Source organism: Streptomyces pactum (assembly GCF_016031615.1).
Lineage (GTDB): Bacteria > Actinomycetota > Actinomycetes > Streptomycetales > Streptomycetaceae > Streptomyces > Streptomyces pactus.
In genome coordinates, this window is sequence record NZ_JACYXC010000001.1 from 2,333,562 (window position 1) to 2,352,878 (window position 19,317).

8 protein-coding genes are annotated in these 19,317 nt (G+C 74.8%); 4 read left to right on the plus strand and 4 right to left on the minus strand.

The features are described 5' to 3' along the window. Positions 1-141: 141 nt before the first annotated feature. Positions 142-11,142, minus strand: coding sequence for a non-ribosomal peptide synthetase (locus IHE55_RS09005; protein WP_197988546.1), 11,001 nt, complete (start codon positions 11,140-11,142; stop codon positions 142-144). Between the two features lie 396 nt (positions 11,143-11,538). Here IHE55_RS09005 and IHE55_RS09010 point away from each other — a divergent pair, with 396 nt between their 5' ends. Continuing rightward, positions 11,539-12,768 (plus strand): cytochrome P450 family protein, encoded by a 1,230-nt coding sequence (locus IHE55_RS09010; RefSeq protein WP_197988547.1) that lies wholly within the window; start codon positions 11,539-11,541, stop codon positions 12,766-12,768. Positions 12,769-13,739: 971 nt separating this feature from the next. Further along, complete coding sequence (locus tag IHE55_RS09015; protein WP_197988548.1) at positions 13,740-14,024, plus strand: DUF6269 family protein; 285 nt, start codon at positions 13,740-13,742, stop codon at positions 14,022-14,024. Between the two features lie 42 nt (positions 14,025-14,066). Here the strand turns inward: IHE55_RS09015 and IHE55_RS09020 are convergent, their stop codons facing one another. The 3 genes from IHE55_RS09020 to IHE55_RS09030 form a co-directional block, all read right to left on the minus strand. Further along, complete coding sequence (locus IHE55_RS09020; protein ID WP_197988549.1) at positions 14,067-14,858, minus strand: helix-turn-helix domain-containing protein; 792 nt, start codon at positions 14,856-14,858, stop codon at positions 14,067-14,069. 39 nt (positions 14,859-14,897) lie between these two features. Beyond that, complete coding sequence (locus IHE55_RS09025) at positions 14,898-15,665, minus strand: helix-turn-helix transcriptional regulator (protein WP_197988550.1); 768 nt, start codon at positions 15,663-15,665, stop codon at positions 14,898-14,900. 783 nt (positions 15,666-16,448) lie between these two features. After that, on the minus strand, positions 16,449-17,195 hold the full coding sequence (locus IHE55_RS09030) for a tyrosine-protein phosphatase (RefSeq protein ID WP_197988551.1): 747 nt from the start codon (positions 17,193-17,195) through the stop codon (positions 16,449-16,451). A 225-nt stretch (positions 17,196-17,420) separates the two neighbouring features. Here IHE55_RS09030 and IHE55_RS09035 point away from each other — a divergent pair, with 225 nt between their 5' ends. Beyond that, the gene (locus IHE55_RS09035; protein WP_197988552.1) at positions 17,421-18,113 is read left to right on the plus strand and encodes a hemerythrin domain-containing protein; all 693 of its coding nucleotides are present in this window, start codon (positions 17,421-17,423) and stop codon (positions 18,111-18,113) included. A 219-nt stretch (positions 18,114-18,332) separates the two neighbouring features. Then, positions 18,333-19,208 (plus strand): AfsR/SARP family transcriptional regulator, encoded by an 876-nt coding sequence (locus tag IHE55_RS09040; protein WP_197988553.1) that lies wholly within the window; start codon positions 18,333-18,335, stop codon positions 19,206-19,208. The last annotated feature ends 109 nt before the right edge of the window (positions 19,209-19,317 follow it).

Consider the following 19,317-nt stretch of genomic DNA (forward strand, 5'->3'; position numbering starts at 1 on the left):
GGGGACGCCGGGCGGGCCCGCGGGGGTGTCCCCGCGGGCCCGGGCGGGCGCGCCGCCGCCGGCCGCCGCGCCCGGAACACGGGTGGGTCACCGTGCCCCGGGCGGCGGCGCGGCCCCGCCGGGTGGCGGGACCGCCGGCGGCTACCACTGGTCCAGTTCGCCGGCCAGCTCGTCGAGTTCGTCCTGGCTGACCTCGACCAGGTCCATGTCGGAGGGGGTGTGGCGCACCACCTGCGCGGTGCCGGCGTGCGCGGCCAGCCCCTCCAGGGCCCGGGTGAAGGAGTCGGCGAGGTCGTCCACCCGGGCCTCGTCCAGCAGCCCGGCCGGCCACTGCCAGATCACCCGCAGCCGCGGGCCGTCGGGGCCGTCCTCGGCGGAGGCGGTGACCTCCAGGACGTGGGCCACCGGCATCCCGGGGTCCTCGCCGCCGATCGCGCCGGACTCCGGGGCGAGCGCCCAGTCGGCCTCCACCGGGCCGCCGGAGGTGGAGAACCGGCCCAGGTAGTTGAAGCCGATCTGGGGTTCGGGCAGGTCCCGCAGCGAGGGCGCGGTGTCCGGGTTGAGGTACCGCAGCAGGCCGTAGCCGATGCCCTTGTCGGGCACCGCGCGCAGCTGTTCCTTGATCCGGGTCAGCGCGTCGCCGGCGGCGGGTCCGCCGGCGAACGCCTCGCTCCAGGAGATCCGCCCGGGGTCCAGGTGCACCGGGTGGATGGTGGTGAACCAGCCGACGGTACGGGTGAGCCGGGTCCGCTCGGTGATCTCCTCGCGGCCGTGCCCCTCCAGGGCGACCAGCAGGCCCTGTCCGGTGCCGGCCGTCCGGCGCCGGCGCCAGTCGGCGGCGGCGAGGGTGAGCGCGGTGAGCAGCACGTCGTCCGCGGCGGCGTGGAACATCGCGGGCAGCTCGTTGAGCAGGGCGTGGGTGACCTCCGCCGGGGCGGTCCGCTCGACGGTGCGCAGGGTGCCGATCACGTCCCGGCCGGGGTCGCACACCAGCTCCGGCAGCGGGGCCGGGGCGGCGGCCAGCCGGTGCTGCCAGCCGGGGAGTTCGGCCAGCCGGCCGGGCCGGGCGGCCTCCGCGACCAGTGCCTGGGACCAGCGGCGCAGCGAGGTGCCCACCGGCTCCATCGCCGGGTCGGCGCCGGCCTGGACGGCCTGCCACGCCCGGTCCAGGTCCGGCAGCAGGATGCGCCAGGAGACCGCGTCCACCACCAGGTGGTGGACGGCGAGGAAGGCCCGGCCGCGCTCGTGCGGGCCGGCGTCGAACCAGACGACCTGCACCATGGTGCCGTCGTCGGGGGCCAGCCGGTCCAGCGCCGCCTCGCCGTGCTCGGCGAACGCCGCCAGCCGGCCGGCCTCGTCCAGGCCGGTGATGTCCACCCGGCGGATGAGGTCGGCGGCGCGCACCGTGCCGGGCTCGGGCACCACCAGGGTCCACTCCTCGCCGGTCCGGTCCAGCCGGGCGCGCAGCGCGTCGTGGTGGTCGAGCAGCGCCTGGACGGTGCGGGCCAGCGGCTCGGTGCCGCAGCCGGCGGGCGCCTGGAGCATCATCGACTGGTGGAACCGGTCCACCGGGCCGCCGCGCTCCCGCAGCCAGCGCATCACCGGGGTGGCCGGTACCACGCCGGTGCCCGCGCCGGGCTCCTCCGCCGGCTCGTCGGCGACGGTGCCGGCGACCGCCGCGAGCGCGGCGGCGGTGGGGTGCCGGAAGACGTCCCGGGGGGTGAAGACCAGTCCGGCGGCGCGGGCCCGGGCCACCAGCTGGATGGAGACGATGCTGTCGCCGCCGAGGTGGAAGAAGTTGTCGTCCACCCCGACCTCGGTCAGGCCGAGCACGTCGGCGAACATCGCGCACAGCAGCCGCTCCGGCTCGGTGCGCGCCGCCGCGCCCGCCGGGGCGGCGGTGAACTCCGGTGCGGGCAGGGCCCGTTCGTCCAGCTTGCCGTTGACCGTCCGGGGCAGCGCGGCCAGCAGCACGAAGGCGGCGGGCACCATGTGGTCCGGGAGGGTGGCGGCGGCGTGGGCGCGCAGCTGCGCGGGGTCCGCGGTGGCGCCGTCGGCGGCCACCAGGTAGGCGACCAGCTGCCGGCGGCCGGGGGTGTCCTCGCGGACCCGGACCGCCGCCTGGGCCACCTCGGGGCGGGTGAGCAGGCACGCCTCGATCTCGCCCGGTTCGACGCGGAAGCCGCGGATCTTGACCTGGGCGTCGGCGCGGCCGGTGTAGCGCAGCGCGCCGTCCTCGCCCCACCGGACCAGGTCGCCGGTGCGGTACAGGCGGGATCCGGCCGGGCCGAACGGGTCGGCGACGAACCGCTCGGCGGTGAGCGCCGGGCGGCCCAGGTAGCCGCGGGCCAGGCCGGGGCCGCCGACGTACAGCTCCCCGGTGACGCCCGGCGGCACCGGGCGCAGCGCGGCGTCGAGCACGTACAGCCGGCCGCCGGCCACCGGGATGCCGATGGGCGGCGGCCCGGCGGCGGCGGTGAGCGGTGCGCTGAGGCTGGCCACCACGGTGGTCTCGGTGGGGCCGTAGGCGTTGACCATCCGCCGGCCGGGGGCGAACCGGGCCACCAGCTCGGGGGTGCACGCCTCGCCGCCGGAGATCAGCGTCATGCCCGGGGGCAGTCCGTCGTCCGGCAGGGCGGAGAGCACCACCGGCGGGATGAGGGCGTGGGTGACCGCGTGCCGGTGGAGCACCTCGGTGAGGTCCGGGCCGGTGAGCCGTTCGGCCGGGGCCATCACCAGGGTGCCGCCGGACAGCAGCGCCATGCACAGGTCCCAGAACGCGGCGTCGAAGCTGGAGGAGGCGAACTGGAGCACCCGGCTGCCCGGGCCGGCGCCGAGCCGTTCGGTCTGGGTGGCGAGCAGGTTCGCCACTCCGCGGTGGGTGACCTGTACGCCCTTGGGCAGGCCGGTGGAGCCGGAGGTGTAGATGACGTACGCGGGGTGGTCCGGCAGCGGACCGGTGGGCGGGCCGGCCGGGCCGGGCTCCGCCGGCCGGGCGGTGTCCGGGTCGTCCAGGACGAGCCGGGGCACCTCCCCCGCGGGCAGCTGCCCGGCGACGGCGCCGAGGGTGAGCAGCAGCGCCGGTCGGCTGTCGCGGAGCATGTGGGTGATGCGCTCGGCCGGGTAGTCGGGGTCGACCGGCAGGTAGGCGGCGCCGGTGCGGACCACCGCCAGCACCGCGGTCACCAGCTCCGGGCAGCGGGGCATGGAGACCGCGACGACGCTCTCCGGGCCGATGCCGCGCCCGGCCAGCAGTCCGGCCAGCCGTGCGGCGGCGGCGTCCAGTTCCGCGTAGCTCAGCGTCCGGTCCTCGAAGAGCAGCGCGGGCGCGTCCGGGGCGGCCGCCACCCGGCGGGCGAACAGCTCCGGCACGGTGGCCGCGGGCACCTTCCGGGCGGCGTCGTTCCACTCGTCCAGGACGCGGTCCCGCTCGCCGGGCAGCAGCAGGTCGAGCCGGTCGACGGGCCGGCCCGGGTCGGCGGCGGCCGAGGCCAGCACGTGCGCCAGCCGGGCGGCGAGCCGCTCGGCGGTCGCCCGCTCGAACAGGTCGCTGCTGTAGGAGACCACGCCCTCGATGCCCGCGGGGGCGCCGTCGGGGGCGCGGGTCTCGGCGAAGCTGAAGGACAGGTCGAACTTGGCGACGTCGAAGCCGAGCGGTTCGGGTCCGGCGGTCACCCCGGCCAGCTCCAGGGCGGCCTCGGCGGTGTTCTCGAAGTTCAGCATCACCTGGAACAGCGGGTTGCGCGCCATCGACCGCTCGGGGTTGACCAGTTCCACCAGGCGCTCGAAGGGCAGGTCCTGGTGGGCGTAGGCGGCCAGGTCGGTCTCCCGCACCCGGCGCAGCAGCTCGGTGAAGCTCGGCGAGCCGGAGGTGTCGGTGCGCAGCACCAGGGTGTTGACGAAGAAGCCCACCAGGTCGTCGAGCTGGTCGTCGGTGCGGCCGGCGACGGCGGTGCCGATCGGGATGTCGGTGCCCGCGCCGAGCCCGCTGAGCAGGGTGGCCAGGCCCGCCTGGACGGTCATGAAGAGGCTGGCCCGGTGCTCCGAGGACAGCTCCAGCAGCGTCCGGTGGACGTCCGCGCCGATCCGGAAGGAGACCAGGCCGCCGCGGTAGCTGGGGGTGGGCGGGCGCCGGTGGTCGGTGGGCAGCACCAGCTCGTCGGGGGCGCCGGCGAGGGTGGTGCGCCAGTACGCGGCCTGCCGGGCGATGACGCTGTCCGGGTCGTCCTCGCTGCCCAGCACCTCGTGCTGCCACAGGGTGTGGTCGGCGTACTGCACCGGCAGCGGGGGGAGGTCCGGTGCCCGGCCGGCGGTGCGGGCGGCGTAGGCGGCGGACAGGTCGCGGCCCAGCGGCGTCATCGACCAGCCGTCGCCGGCGATGTGGTGGATGACCAGCAGCAGCACGTGCTCGGTGGCGGCCGGCGCGAACAGCCGGGCGCGCACCGGGATCTCGGTGGCGAGGTCGAAGCCCTCGGCGACGGCCGCGTCCAGCGCGGCGGGCAGTTCCGCCTCGGTGGTCTCCACCACCGGTACCGGGGGCACCACGTCCAGGACGACCTGCCGGGGGCGGCCGTCCACCTCGGGGAAGACGGTGCGCAGGCTCTCGTGCCGCCGCACCACGTCGGCGACCGCGGCGGTCAGCGCGGCGCGGTCCAGCGGGCCGCGCAGGCGCACCGCGACCGGCAGGTTGTAGGTGGCGCTGGGGCCCTCGAACCGGTTGAGGAACCACAGCCGGCGCTGGGCGAAGGACAGCGGCACCTCCTCCGGGCGCTCCCGGCGGGTGACCGCGCGCCGGGCCCGGGCCGCGGTGCCGGCCGCGGCGGCGAGCCCGGCCGGGGTGGGCGCCTCGAACAGGTCGCGGACGGCGAGTTCCACGCCGAGCACGGTGCGCAGCCGGCTGGTCAGCCGGGTGGCGAGCAGCGAGTGGCCGCCGAGGTGGAAGAAGTTGTCGTCCACGCCGACCTCGTCCAGCCCCAGCACCTCGGCGAACAGGTCGCACACCGCCGCCTCGCGGGCGTCGGCGGGGGCGCGCCGCTCGGCGGCCTCCCGGGCGGGGGCGGGCAGCGCCCGGCGGTCGAGGTTGCCGTTGGGGGTCAGCGGCAGCGCGTCCAGGGCGACGAAGGCGGTGGGCACCATGTAGTCGGGCAGCGCGGTGGCCGCGTGCTTGCGCAGCTCCGCGGCCTGCGGTGCGACGCGGCCGGCGGCCGGCACCACGTACCCGACGAGCTGCTTCACGCCGGGCCGGTCCTGCCGGGCCAGCACGGCGACCGAGGCGACGTCGGGGTGGGTGGCGAGCTGTGCCTCGATCTCGCCCAGCTCGATGCGGAAGCCGCGGATCTTGACCTGGTGGTCCGCCCGGCCGACGAACTCCAGCTCGCCGGCCTTGTTCCAGCGCACCAGGTCGCCGGTGCGGTACAGGCGGGAGCCGGCCGGGCCGAACGGGTCGGCGACGAACCGCTCGGCGGTGAGCGCCGGGCGCCGGAGGTAGCCGCGGGCGAGTCCGGCGCCGCCCAGGTACAGCTCGCCGACGACGCCGGCGGGGACCGGGGTGAGCAGGTCGTCCAGGACGTACACCCGGCCGCCCGCGATCGGCCGGCCGATCGGGGCGGTGGCAGGCCACCGGGCGGGGTCGGCCGGCAGGGTGGCGCCGGTGGCCACATGGGTCTCGGTGGGTCCGTAGTGGTTGTGCAGCCGCAGCCCGGGCCGGGCGGCGCAGAACGCGCGCAGCCGGGGGGTGAGGGCCAGTGCCTCGCCGGCCTGGGCGATCGTGCGCAGCGCGGTGAGCGGTACGTCCGCCTCCTGGGCGGCCTCCACCACGGCGTCCACCACCAGGTTGGGGGCGTACAGTTCGGCGATCCGGTGGTCGTCGAGCCAGCGGGCGAGGGCGGCGGCGTCCTTGCGGACCTCGTCGGCGGGGATCACCAGGGTCTTGCCGGTGAGCAGGGTGGCGAGCATCTCCTGGGCGGAGACGTCGAAGCTGATGGCGGTGAACTGCGCCACCCGGTCGCCGGGTTCGCCGCCCACTTCGGCGTGGTGCCAGGCGATCAGGTTGGCCATGGCGCGGGCGGGCATCACCACGCCCTTGGGGCGGCCGGTGGAGCCGGAGGTGTAGATGGTGTACACGGGGTGGCCGAGGTGGAGCGGACGGGTGCGGTCGGCGTCGGTGAGGTCGGTGTCCGGCTGCCCGGCGAGGGCCTGGTCGGTCTCCGGTTCGTCCAGGGCGAGCACCGGCGTGCGGTGGCCGTCGGGGAGCAGCCCGGTGCGGGTGAGCACCACCGCGGGCGCGGCGTCGGCGAGGGTGAGGACGGTGCGTTCGGCCGGGTGCGCGGGGTCCAGCGGCAGGTACGCCGCGCCGGCCTTGAGCACCGCGCAGACCGCCACCAGCAGCTCCGGGGAGCGCGGCAGGGCGATGCCGACGGTGTCCTCTGGGCCGATGCCGCGGGCGGCCAGCAGGCGGGCGAGCCGGTTGGCGCGGGCGTCGAGCTCCGCGTAGGTCAGCCCGGTGCCGTCGGCCACCGCGGCCGGCAGCTCCGGGTGGGCCCGGACCCGGCGCCGGAACAGCTCGGGCAGGGTGGTGGCGTCCAGCGGGTGCGCGGTGTCGTTGACGGCGGTGACCAGGCGGTGCCGCTCCACGGGGTCGAGCAGGTCCAGGGAGCCGATCGCCCGCCGGGGGTCGTCCACCACCGCGGCGAGCACCCGTACGTAGCGGTCGGCCAGTTCCTGGACGGTCTCCCGGTCGAACAGGTCGGTGCTGTACTCCATCCAGCCGGCCAGGCCGTCCACCGCGCCGGCCGCGGTGCGCTGTTCGATGACGCCGACGAACAGGTCGAACTTGGCCAGCGCGCCGTCGTGCTCGTAGGGCTCCACCCGGGCGCCGGGCAGCACCAGTTCGGCCTGCCGGTTGTTCTGCACGGTGAACATCACCTGGAACAGCGGGTGCCGGGCCATGGACCGCTCGGGGTTGAGGTGCTCGACCAGCCGCTCGAAGGGCACGTCCTGGTTGGCGTAGGCGGCCAGGTCGGCCTCCCGCACCCGGTCCACCAGTTCCCGGAAGGTGGGGTTGCCGGAGGTGTCGGTGCGCAGCACCAGGGTGTTGAGGAAGAAGCCGACGAGGTCGTCCACGGCGTCGTCGGTGCGGCCGGCGATCGGCGTGCCCAGGGGGATGTCGGAGCCGGCGCCGGAGCGGGAGAGCAGCACCGACAGCCCGGCCTGGAGCACCATGAACAGGCTCGCCTGGCAGTTGCGGGAGAGGGTGAGCAGCTTCTGGTGGAGCGCGGCGTCGAGGTGGAAGGAGACGGTGTCGCCGGCGTAGCCGGGCACCGCCGGGCGGGGCCGGTCCACCGGCAGGTTCAGCTCGTCGGGGATGCCCTCCAGGGTGGTCTCCCAGAAGGCGAGCTGCCGGGAGATGGCGCTGCCGGGATCGCTCTCGTCGCCCAGCACCCGCCGCTGCCACAGGGTGTAGTCGGCGTACTGCACCGGCAGCGGGGGCAGGCCGGGGTCGTCGCCCTCCAGCCGGGCGGCGTAGGCGACGGACAGGTCGCGGCCGAAGACGCTCATCGACCAGCCGTCGCCGACGATGTGGTGCATCACCACCAGCAGGACGTGGGTGTGCGGTCCGGTGCGGTACACGCGGATGCGCAGCGGCAGGTCCTCGGCGAGCCGGAAGCCGGTCGCCGACTCCCGCTCCAGCACCTGGTCGAGAGTCTCCGGGGCGGCGGTGAGGTCCACCGCCTCCAGGTCCAGCCGGACCTCGGCCGGGTCCAGGACGTGCTGGTAGGGGGTGCCGTCCACCTCGGGGAAGACGGTGCGCAGGCTCTCGTGCCGGTCGATCACGTCGTGGAACGCCCGGCGCAGCGCGGTCAGGTCCAGCTCGCCGGTGAGCCGCAGGGTCAGCGGCACGTTGTAGATGGGCTTGGCGCCCTCCAGCCGGTCCAGGAACCACAGCCTGCGCTGGGCGTGGGAGAGCGGGACGTGCTCGGGCCGCTCCCCGGCGGTGAGCGCCGGCCGGTCGTCGGTCACCTCGGTGAGCCGGCGGGCGATGCCGGCCACCGTGGGCGCCTCGAAGACCGCGCGCATGGACAGCTGGACGCCGAAGACCGCGCGGGCCCGGGAGACCAGCCGGGTGGCGAGCAGCGAGTGGCCGCCCAGGTCGAAGAAGTCGTCGTCCACGCCGATCGCGTTCACCCCGAGGACCTCGGTGAACAGGGAGGTGAGGATCTCCTCCTGCGGGGTGCGCGGGGCGCGGCCGGCGAGTTCGGCGGCCGGGTCGGGCTCGGGCAGGGCGGCGCGGTCCAGCTTCCCGTTGGGGGTGAGCGGGAACGCGTCCATCACCACGAAGGCGGAGGGGACCATGTACTCCGGCAGCGCGGCGCCGACGTGGGCGCGGAGCGCGCCGGGCCGGGGCACCTGGGCGCCGGCGGCGGGCACCAGGTAGGCCACCAGCCGCTTGTCGCCCTGCTCGGTGGCGCGCACCACGGCCAGCGCCCGTTCCACGCTGTCGTGGGTGAGCAGCGCCGACTCGACCTCGCCCAGCTCGATCCGGAAGCCGCGGACCTTGACCTGGTCGTCGGCGCGGCCGACGAACTCCAGCACCGGCCGGTCGCCGTCGCCGCCGGACCGCCAGCGCACCAGGTCGCCGGTGCGGTACATCCGCCGGCCGTCGCCGGCGAACGGGTCGGCGACGAACCGCTCGGCGGTCAGCCCCGGCCGGCCCAGGTAGCCGCGGGCGGTGCAGGGCCCGGAGACGTACAGCTCGCCGGTGACGCCGGGCAGCACCGGGCGCAGCGCGCCGTCGAGCACCCGCAGCACCGAGGTGCCGATGGCGGTGCCGATCGGGGGCACCCCGGCGCCGGAGAGCGGGCCGCTGACCGAGGCGCACACGGTGGTCTCGGTGGGGCCGTAGGCGTTGATCATCGTACGGTCGCGGGACCAGGCCTCGACCAGTTCGGGGGCGGTGGTCTCGCCGGCCACGATGAGCAGCCGCACGGTGGGGAAGTCGGCGGCGTCGAGCACGGCGAGCGCGGCCGGCGGGATGGTGGCGTGGGTGACGCGGTGTTCGGCGACCAGCTCGACCAGCGCGCGGCCGGGCTGCAGCCGCTCGGCCGGGGCCAGCACCAGGGCACCGCCGGACAGCAGCGCCGGGTAGATCTCGGCCACGGCGGCGTCGAAGCTCGGCGAGGCGAACTGGAGCACCCGGCTGCCCGGGCCGACCCCGAACCGTTCGACGTGGGTGGCGATCAGGCCGGCCACCCCGGTGTGCGGGACCACCACGCCCTTGGGGCGGCCGGTGGAGCCGGAGGTGTAGATGACGTACGCGGGATGGGCCGGGAGCAGCGGGGCGGTCCGCTCCGCCGGTTCCACGGGTGCGGCGGATCGGGCCTCGGTGGCGGCCGCGGTGGCCGGGTCGTCGAGCACCAGCCGCGGCGCGGTGCAGGTGGCCGGGACGGCGGCGGCCGAGCCGGTGTCGGTGACCACCAGGGCCGGGTCGGAGTCGGTGAGCAGGTAGCCGATCCGGTCCGCCGGGTAGCCGGTGTCCACCGGCAGGTAGGCGGCCCCGGCCTTGACCACCGCGAGCATGGCGACGATCAGTTCCGGGGAGCGGGGCAGCACCAGGGCCACCACCTTCTCCGGGCCCGCCCCGCCCTCGATCAGGGTGCGGGCGAGCCGGTTGGCGCGGCGGTCGAGTCCGGCGTAGTCGAGGGTGGTGTCCTGGTGGATCAGCGCGGGGGCGGCGGGGTGCCGGCGCACCTGCTCGGCGAAGAGGTCGCCGATGGTGGCGCCGCCGGGCAGCGGCCGGGCGGGGACGCCGTGGTCGAGCAGGCGCGCCCGCTCCTCGCCGGTGAGCAGCGGCAGCCGGGCGACGAGCTGCCCCGGGTCGGCGGTGAAGGCCTCGAACAGGCGGCGGACGCGCTCGCCCAGCGTCCGCATGTCGTCGGCGGTGAACAGCTCGGCCCGGTAGCCGAAGCTCAGGCGCAGCGCGGCGCCGGGGAGCACCGCGACGCTGAGCGGGTAGTGGTTGGCGTCGGTGCCCTTGGCCCCGGCCAGCCGGAGGTTGCCGGGCAGCTCGGTCAGGTCGTCGCCGCTCATCGGGTAGTTCTCGGTGACGGTGACGGTGTCGAACAGGGTGGTCGTCCCGGACACGCCCTGGATGTCGGGGAGGCTGAGGTGGTGGTGCGGCATCATGCCGGTCATCTGCCGCTGGAGCGAGGCGAGGGTCTCCAGCAGGGTCTGTCCGGGCCGCACCCGGACCCGGACCGGGACGGTGTTGATGAACAGGCCGACCATGTTCTCCATGCCGGCGAGTTCGGCCGGCCGCCCGGAGACGGTGGCGCCGAAGACCACGTCGTCCCGGCCGGTGAGCTGGGCGAGCAGCAGCGCCCAGCAGCCCTGGAAGACGGTGTTGAGGGTGAGGTCGTTGCGGCGCGCGGTCTCCCGGACCCGGGTGGTGAGGTCCTCGGTGAGGGTGATGGTCAGCTCGTGCGGGGCGCTGGTGACCCCGGCGTCGCCGGGCGCCACCAGGGTGGGTTCCTCGATGTCGCCGAGGACCTCCCGCCAGGCGCTCTCGGCGGCCTGCCGGTCCTGCGCGGCCAGCCAGCCCAGGTAGTCGCGGTAGGGGGTCACCGGCGGCAGGCCCGAGTCGCCGCGGCTCTCGTAGATGGTGAACAGCTCGTACATGAACCGGGCGGTGGACCAGCCGTCCAGCAGGATGTGGTGGGAGTTGAACATCAGCCGGTCGCGGCCGGCGCCCCGCCGTACCAGGGTGAAGCGCAGCAGCGGCCCGGTGGACAGGTCGAAGCGGTGGTCGGCGTCCTCGGCCGCCAGCCGGTCCAGCTCGGCCCGCTGCTCCGCCTCGCCGAGGTGGGTCAGGTCCACCTCGCGCCAGGGCACCGGGACCTCGCGCGGGACCACCTGGACCGGCTTGCTCAGCTTCTCGTACCGGAAGCCGGCGCGCAGGTTGGCGTGCCGGCGGAGCAGGGTGGCCACCGCGTCGCGCATCGCCGCGGCGTCCAGCTCGCCCTCCAGGTCGATGACGAGCTGGGCCGTGTAGACATCGAAGCGGTGTTCCTCGTACAGGGCGTGGAACAGCATGCCTTCCTGCAGTGGCGACAGCGGAAGAACATCGTCGATGGCCACTCGTTTCATTGAGGAGATCTCCACATCGTCTTCCGGAACCGGGCCGGTCGGGGGCCCGGCGCTGACAGCCTGGTCCGGCGGCACGCCGCCGCCCGGGGGAATCACCGTGTGAGCCGCCGGTACGCCGCCGGCGCGCGGGTTCGGCCGCGCCGGCGGTGAGCGGAACGCGCCCGCCGCCGGCTCCCGGCGGTCAGTCTCACCAGCGGCCGGAAGCACCGGCAACGACGCTGCAAAAACTTGAGTCTGCCCCCGCCCGGGACCGGCCGCGGCAGCCGACGTGGTCATATCGAAGATTTCTCAACCCGCTGCTGCGGTGGCGGTGTTGCGTGCCACCATCGGTCCTCCTGCGTGTGTCATCGAGCGCCCGCGGACCAGCTTTGCCAACCAGCCACCAGGGGAGCATGAATGACGGGCACCGGCGCGCTGTCCAAGTACTGGATGTTCAGCGACGAGTACACCCAGGACCCGTACCCCTTCCTGGCCCGGCTGCGGGCGGAGCAGCCGGTGTGCAAGGTGGAGACACCGGACGGCGTGCGGGCCTGGATGATCACGCGGTACGACGACGTCCGCGGCGCGCTGTCCGACCAGCGGCTGAGCCGGGACATCGGCAAGCTGTACCGGGCGCTGGGCCGGCAGCTGGGCACCGAGCTGCAGCCGGCGCCCGAGATCAGCAACCACCTGGCCAACTCGGACCCGCCGCGGCACACCCCGCTGCGCAAGGCGCTCACCTTCGCCTTCACCCCCAAGCGGGTGCGGAACCTGCGGCCGGAGTGGGAGAAGGTGGTGGACGGGCTCCTCGACGACATGGTGCGCACCGGCAACCGGGATCTGATCTCCGGCCTCAACGCGCCGCTGCCCATCATCACCATCGGGCAGCTGATGGGTGTCCCGGTGGAGGACTGGCCGCGCTTCCGGGTCTGGTCCCAGACGCTGCACCGGGTGGACGCCAGCGACCCGACCGGGCAGATCGCCCGGCACATCGCGGAACTGTCGGACTACCTCACCGAGCTGATCGCACGGAAGGCGCGGCAGCCGGAGGACGACCTCATTTCGGCCATGGTGCACGCGCCGGAGGACAGCCGGCTGGACGCCAAGGACATCCTGTCCACCGCGTTCGGGGTGATGACCGGCGGCAACGACACCACGGCGAGCCTGCTGACCGGGTCGTTCGCGGCCCTGCTGACCCGCCCGGAGGTGGTCCGGCAGATCACCGACGACCCCGCGCTGCTGCCCGGCGCGGTGGACGAGATGCTGCGCTGGTCCGGGCCGCTGCTGAACACGCTGCAGCGGGTCACCCTGGAGCCGGTGGAGATCGCCGGGGTGACGATCCCGCAGGACGAGATCGTGATCATCTCGCTCGCCTCGGCCAACCGTGACCCCGACGCCTTCCCCGACCGGCCGGACGAGCTGGACATCACCCGCCAGAAGCCGTCGCACGTCAGCTTCGGCCACGGCATCCACTTCTGCCTCGGCAGCCACATGGCCAAGGCGCTCGCCGAGATCGCCATCCGGCGGGTCTTCGAGCGCTTCCCGGAGATCCGGCTCGCCGTCCACCCCTCCGAGCTGCGCTACCGCCCGGGCGTGATGATCCGTCCGATGGTCGAGCTGCCGGTGGTGTTCCAGCCCACCGGGTGACAACCCGCCGGGAGGGGGCCCGGTTCCCGCCGAGTCGCGGGTCCCGGGCCCCCTCCCGTGGGGCCGCCGGTTCCTCCGGGGCCGGTGCGGGTCGGCAGGTTGCCGGGGTGGGTCGTGGGCGGTTTGGACGTTGCCGGGTGGGGTGCGGGTGGTCGGGGGCGTTGCCGGACGGTGCGTTGCCGGGTGGGGTGCGGGTGGTCGGGCCGTCGCCGGACGGTGCGTTGCCGGGTGGGGCCGGCTTCCTTCGGGGCCGGTGTCCGGCGGCGGGCGGCCCGGCGTGGAGGGGGCGGCGCGGCGGGGGGCGGTGGTGGCCGCCGCCGGGACCCCCGCCCGCCGCGCCGGGACCGGCGGGTCCGTGCCCGGCGGGCCGGCGGTGGCCGCTCCGGTGTCCGCCGCTCCGGTATCCGCCGCTCCGGGGCCGGCCGCGCCGGTGTCCGCCGGACCGTGGTGCGCCCGGACACGGCCCGCGGGACGGCCGAGGGAGCGGGCACGAGCGCCGGCGCGGCGCCCGGCGGGGCGGGACGCGCCCGGTCGGCGCCCCGGAGCGGGGCACCTCGCCCACCGCTGCCCACCGGTCCGGCTCCGGCCGGGCCGGTGCCCGCCCGGCCGGTGCCCGCCCGGCCGGTGCGGTGTCCGGTGGCCGGGAGCGATGCGGATCCGGCCGCGGCGCGGCCCGGCCGCCCGCACTCCCCGGGCCGGCCGCCGTCGCCCGGCACCGCGCCGCGCCGCGGCCGGATACGGCCCGCCCACCGGATGGTGCTCCGTCCCGGCACCGCCCACCCGGTAACATCCGGCGCGGAAGGCCCCGCCCGCTCCCCCGGGGAGCAGGCGCCGGCCGCTGTCCGGCGGTTCCCGCGGGCACCGCCCTCGGGGTGGCACGGAGCCACGCGCAGCGGCGACGGTCTCGGAATCCACCGGCGCGGACCGGCGCACAGACCCTGGTTCCGCCCCACGACACGACGAGACCTCCCATGACCACCGACGGATACGAACCCTCCGGGGACGCGGAGGAGAACCCGCTGGTCTTCCTGCGCCGGTTCGAGGAGCGCACGCTGCGGGACCAGGAGGCGCTGCTCAGGGAGCACGGAACCGACTGGGCCGCGCTGCTCTCCCGGTACGTCGACGCGCTCGCCCACGAGGCCGCTCCCGAGGACGAGGGGGAGCCGCCGGTGCCGGAGCGGCCCGGGCCGGACCCGGACCGCGGGCCGGCCCAGCCGCCCCCGACGGACCGCACCGGGCCGCGTCCCCCCGGCTGAACCGGTGGCCGGGCGGCGGCCCGGCACTGCGCCGGGCGCCGCTCAGGTCCGTCCGGCCGCCGCCCCGGAGGCCCGGGCGGGCCGCAGCAGGCCCAGTTCGGCGGCGCGCACCCCGGCCTGGAAGCGGGAGGTGGCGCCCAGCTTGGCCATGATCTCGGCCACATGGCTGCGGTAGGTGCGGACGCACACGGTCAGTTCCCGGGCGGCGACCTCGTCGGTGACCCCGGCCTGGAGGGTGTGGAGGATGCGGCGGGCGATCGCGGCCCTGCGCCGGTCCCCGAAGAGCCGGTCCTCGCCGGCGGGCAGCGCGTCCCGCCAGACGCTCTGGAAGAGGGTGTCGAGGCTGTGCAGCACCTCGGGGACCCGGATCACCGAGGAGCGGCGGCCGGCCGCGGAGTCCGCCACCACCAGCGCGGCCCGGCCGTCCACGACCAGGGCCTGGAGCGGGGCCATCCGGGTCACCCGCACATCGGCCGGCCGGCCGGCGGAGCCCTGTTCCCGGACGAACTCGTCGTCGAGGAGGCCCGGGGTGGTCAGCAGCCGGACCCGGACCACGCCGGCCGCCTCGCGGAGCAGTTCCCGCTCCGCCCGCTCCGACGGCCGCAGGGCGCGTTCCTCCGCGCTCGGCCGGCGGGCGTGCACGATGTCGATGCTGTGGGCGGCGCGGCCGATCAGCGTCCGGGCGGTGGCCAGCACCGCCCCGTAGCCGTGGTTCACCGCGGTGATCACGGGTGCTTCGCCGCCACGGTCGCGGCGTAACGCCACCACGGACTCCAGGCGGGCCTTGACCTCCAGCAGCATCCGTTCGAGCTCGTCCTCGCGTGGATCGGGCACTTCTCTCCCCCGTGCCTGGTGATTCGTCGGAAGCGGTGCCTACGGCGAGATCAGGCCCAGTTCCACGGCGCGCGCGCCGGCCTGGAAGCGGGAGTTCGCGTCGAGCTCCCGCATGATCTCCGCCACGTGGCGCCGGTAGGTGCGCAGCGACACCTTGAGGTCGCGGGCGGCGACCTCGTCGATGGTGCCCGCGCTCAGCCGCTCCAGGACGTTCCGGGCCAGTTCGGTACGGAGCAGCGGGCAGATCTGGTGGTGGTCGGCGAGGTCCCGGCCGCGCGACCACGCACCGGCGAAGAGCAGTTCGAGCGCGCGGGCGGCCGCGTCGTCGTCCACCACGGTGGCCCGGGTGCCGGACTCCGCCGCGCCGCGCACCAGCGCCGCGGCACCGTCCACCACCAGGATCTCGCGCAACTCCCCTTCGCAGACCCGCACTTCCGCCCTGGCGCCGGGATTCCGGGTGTACCGGCCCAGGGCGGGGTCGGCGGCGTCGGTGGCGCACAGCACCCGCACCGGCAGGCCCGCCGGGACGCCGGGCAGCAGCCGCAGCACGGTGTCGGCGAACTCTCCGGTGCCGACCCGCACCACACCGATGGAATGGCGGGCCCGGCCGACGAGTTCCTCCAGGGCCTCCCCGGCGGGCACGGTGTCGGTCCGCGCCACCACCGCCGCGGGATCCCGCGGGCCCTCCCGGTGCAGCGAGACGGTGGATTCGATCAGCGCATACGCCTGGAGCAGGGTCCGCTCCAGGTGTGCGGCGTGGTCGTCGTCCGCGCCATCCGGTGTCCGCTCTCCGGCCGGCGGACTCACTACCCCACTCGACACGTATGCCCCCATCACCGATCCCGGCACTTCCCGCTGTGGGCCCCGCTCCGCACGGTTTGTCCAGTCCCTTGGCGAGAACTGTGCGGCGCATTTTCTAGACGCATAACGATCTTCGCGTCGGCAAGCAGTTGATCACGGGTCCGAGCCGACGATAATCGCGCGCTCAGTCGCAGTCAATAAAGTTTGGACCGCCCCGGAGTCCACCCATGCGAATGGATGGGAGTTCAACGATTGACCGGTGACGCCGAGGAATAAAACGGTCACGGGAGCACGCGCACACCCCTCCTACTTGCTTCGAACGCCGTACGGGCCGCGGGTGTTCCCACTCCATGGCGAAGGCTTTGATTCCGCTTCCGCAGCCCTTTCGGTGGCCGCTTGCGGCCAAATTCGAAATTCCACTGGCACCTTCCTGCAGAAGTGGGCGCGGCGGGCGTGACAGTGCGTCCGCCCGTACCACTCCGGCGGGGGCCCCGGCCGCGCCGGCGCCCCGGCGGCGGGGCGGGTGCCCGGTTCCGCCGCGCCCCGGAGGGGAACGGCGGCCGGGAGCGGAAAGGGCGATAGGGGAATTCGACCGAAAGCGCGGTGCGGTCGCCATGACGGGCCATATGGAGTAAATGGAAACGGCGCCGCGTGGGCTCTGTCACATTCCTCACCCTGAACGCCGTCCGTTGCCTCGGGAACCCATTTCGGTGGCCTTCCGGCGCACCGCCGGCCGCCTCTCGCGGCCGGCGGTGCGCGGCGTCCGGCGGAACCGGTGCCGCCGCGGGTTCACGCCTCGGTGAGCAGCCGGGCCCTCAGCGCGTCGGTGAGGTCGGGGCCGGCGCCCAGGGCGGTGGTGACGTACCCGGGCACCGAGCCGTACCGGGCGGCCAGGTCGGCGAGGAAGAGGCGCATGATGCCCTCGGGTGCCGTGCCGAAGGCGGGCCAGACCAGTTCGCGGCCGGGGTTGGCGACCTTCCAGTCGGCGACCAGGCGTTCGGTGGCGAGGTTGGTGAGGGCGAAGTCGGCGACGATGTCGTCCTCGGCGACGCCCACCAGGGAGAGCACCAGCGCGGCGATCAGGCCGGTGCGGTCCTTGCCGGAGGCGCAGTGGAAGACGGTGGTGCCGCTGCCCGGGTCGGCGATGACCTCCAGCGCCTGCCGGATCTCCTTGACGCCGTCCTCGGCGACCTCGGCGAAGCGGTCGGCGAGGTAGCGCTCGGTGTCGGTCTCCGGGGGCAGCGCGGCCTGGTTGTACGGGCGGTGCTCGATGCTGAGGTTGTGGTAGGCGAGGCCGTCGGCGGCGGGCACCCGGCCCTTGCGGTCGATCTCCCACGGGTAGCGCAGGTCGATCACGGTCCGCACGCCCAGGTCCCGGAAGCGCTCCCGGTCCTGTTCGGCCGCGGCCTCGGCGAGCTTGCCCAGCGAGTCGGCCCGGTAGAGCGTGGACCAGCGCACGGTGCGGCCGTCGAAGGTGCGGTAGCCGCCCAGGTCACGGAAGTTGTGCAGGCGGTCGAAGGGGATGTGTCTGTTCACCGCCCCACCGTACGGTCACCGCCGCGGCCGGCCGCCGGGCGGTCCCGGCGGAATTCCGGAACAACTTGCACCGGATAGTACGAGGACGGATACTTTCCCCAGGTCGCGGAGGAATCCGGCACCCCTCCCCGCGCGGCTGCCCCGTTCCCCCACCACCGGCGCCCGGCACGCGCGCACCCACGGACCGCCGCCGTCCGCGCGTCGTCATCCTGCGAGGAGTCAGCCATGAGCGTCCACGCGGCACCACGCACACCGACCCGGCCCCACCTGACGATGATGTACGCCATCCACGACGCCTTTCGGCGCGACGCGGCGCTGCTCATGTACGCCGCACAGGAACTCACCGAACCCGGACCCGGCGCCACCGGGGAAAACGGAACACCGGGCGACTTATCGGCAATCAAAGACCATTGGGTGAGATTCAGCGGTTACTTGGCCGCCCACCAGATGACGGAGGACATCGTGCTGTGGCCGGCCGTCCGGGCGCATTGCCGTGCCAACGCATGGCATATGCGTCTGCTGGACGCGATGGAGGACGACCACAGCCGGCTCCTCCCGTTGACCGAACAGGTGGATGACGCCTTGGCCGGCGACGACCGGCCGGCGGTGCGGCGGAGCACGGAGGACTTCTGCCTGTTCCTCCTCGCCCACCTCGACCGCGAGGAGATGGAGGCGCTGCCGCTGGTGCTGGCCACCGTCACCGCCGAGGCCTGGGCGGTCTTCGAGCGGGAGCAGCGCCGGCAGCTGGGCGCCGCCTGGGCTGCGGACTTCTACCCGTGGCTGCTCGACGGGGCACCCGAGGACACCCGGCGGGAGGCGCTGCGGCGGCTGCCGGTGGCACGCCGGCTGGCCTTCCACGCACTGTGGCGGCCCCGGTACGCACAGCGCCTGCGCCGGTGCGCGCCGGTCGCCGGATGACCGGAACCCGGGGTGCCGGCGGGCATCCCGGAACGGGCCCCGGAACCGGGCCGGGCGCGGCGTAAACGGAGTTAATGGTTCATAACTCAAGTGGTTGAAAGGGCTTGAGGGGCGACCTAGAATGCTCGCCATCTCGGCACCTGTTCGCCTTGTGGCCGCCGAAACAGCGCCCCAACCGGAGACCTCGCCACGCTTGTCTGGAAGGTGTACGAGTACGTCATGGAATTCGCCGTATTAGGACCTCTTAAGGTCAGCGAGCAGGGGCGGCTGTATACGCCGACAGCCCCCAAACAACGGCAGTTGCTCGCCCTGCTCCTGCTCAACGCCAACCAGGTCGTCTCCACCCGGAGCTGTATCGAGGAACTGTGGGAGGACACTCCGCCGAACTCCGCGCTCTCCACCATCCAGTCCTACATCCTGCAACTGCGGCGCGCCCTGGGGAAAATCCCGCAGATCGGGAGTCTCCAGGCGGCGCGGCGGGTGCTGGAGACCCGCGACGGCGGTTATCTGCTGGTGGTCCGGAGTGACGAGCTGGACGTCAACGCCTTCACCTCGCTGGTCCGTCAGGGCCGGGCACGGCTGCACCGGGACGACGCCGCCGCGTCGGATCTGCTCGGGCGCGCCCTGCGGGTGTGGCAGGGGTCGGCGCTTTCCGACGTCCAGGTGGGTCCGGTGCTCCGGGCGCACCTGGTGGGTCTGGAGGAGGAGCGGATCAGCGTCCAGGAGCAGCGGATCGACGCCGACCTGCGGCTGGGGCGGCACCACGAGGTCATCGGTGAGCTGAGCGCGCTGACCACCAAGTACCCGACGCAGGAGTACCTGCACGCGCAGCTGATGGTGGCGCTGCACCGCTCCGGCCGCCGCACCCAGGCGCTGGAGGTGGTGCAGCGGCTGCGGCGGGTGATGCACGACGAACTGGGTCTGGAGCCCTCGCCCCGTATCCGCAGCCTGCACCAGGCGGTGCTCGCCTGCGATCCGGTGATCGACAACCCGATGGGCACCGACTCCATCCTCGGCCTGGCCGGCCGTACGGAGCCGGCGGACGCCCGGTGCCGCGGGGGTCCCGGGACGGTGGCCGACGAGCGGCTCCGGTAGCCCGGTCCCCGGAGCGTCGTCCGCCCCCGCGGCCCGCGGGCGGTGGCCGGGTCCCCGGCGCCGCCCCCGGCCCGGCGGTACGGCGTCCGCGACCGGGCGGACCCGCGGG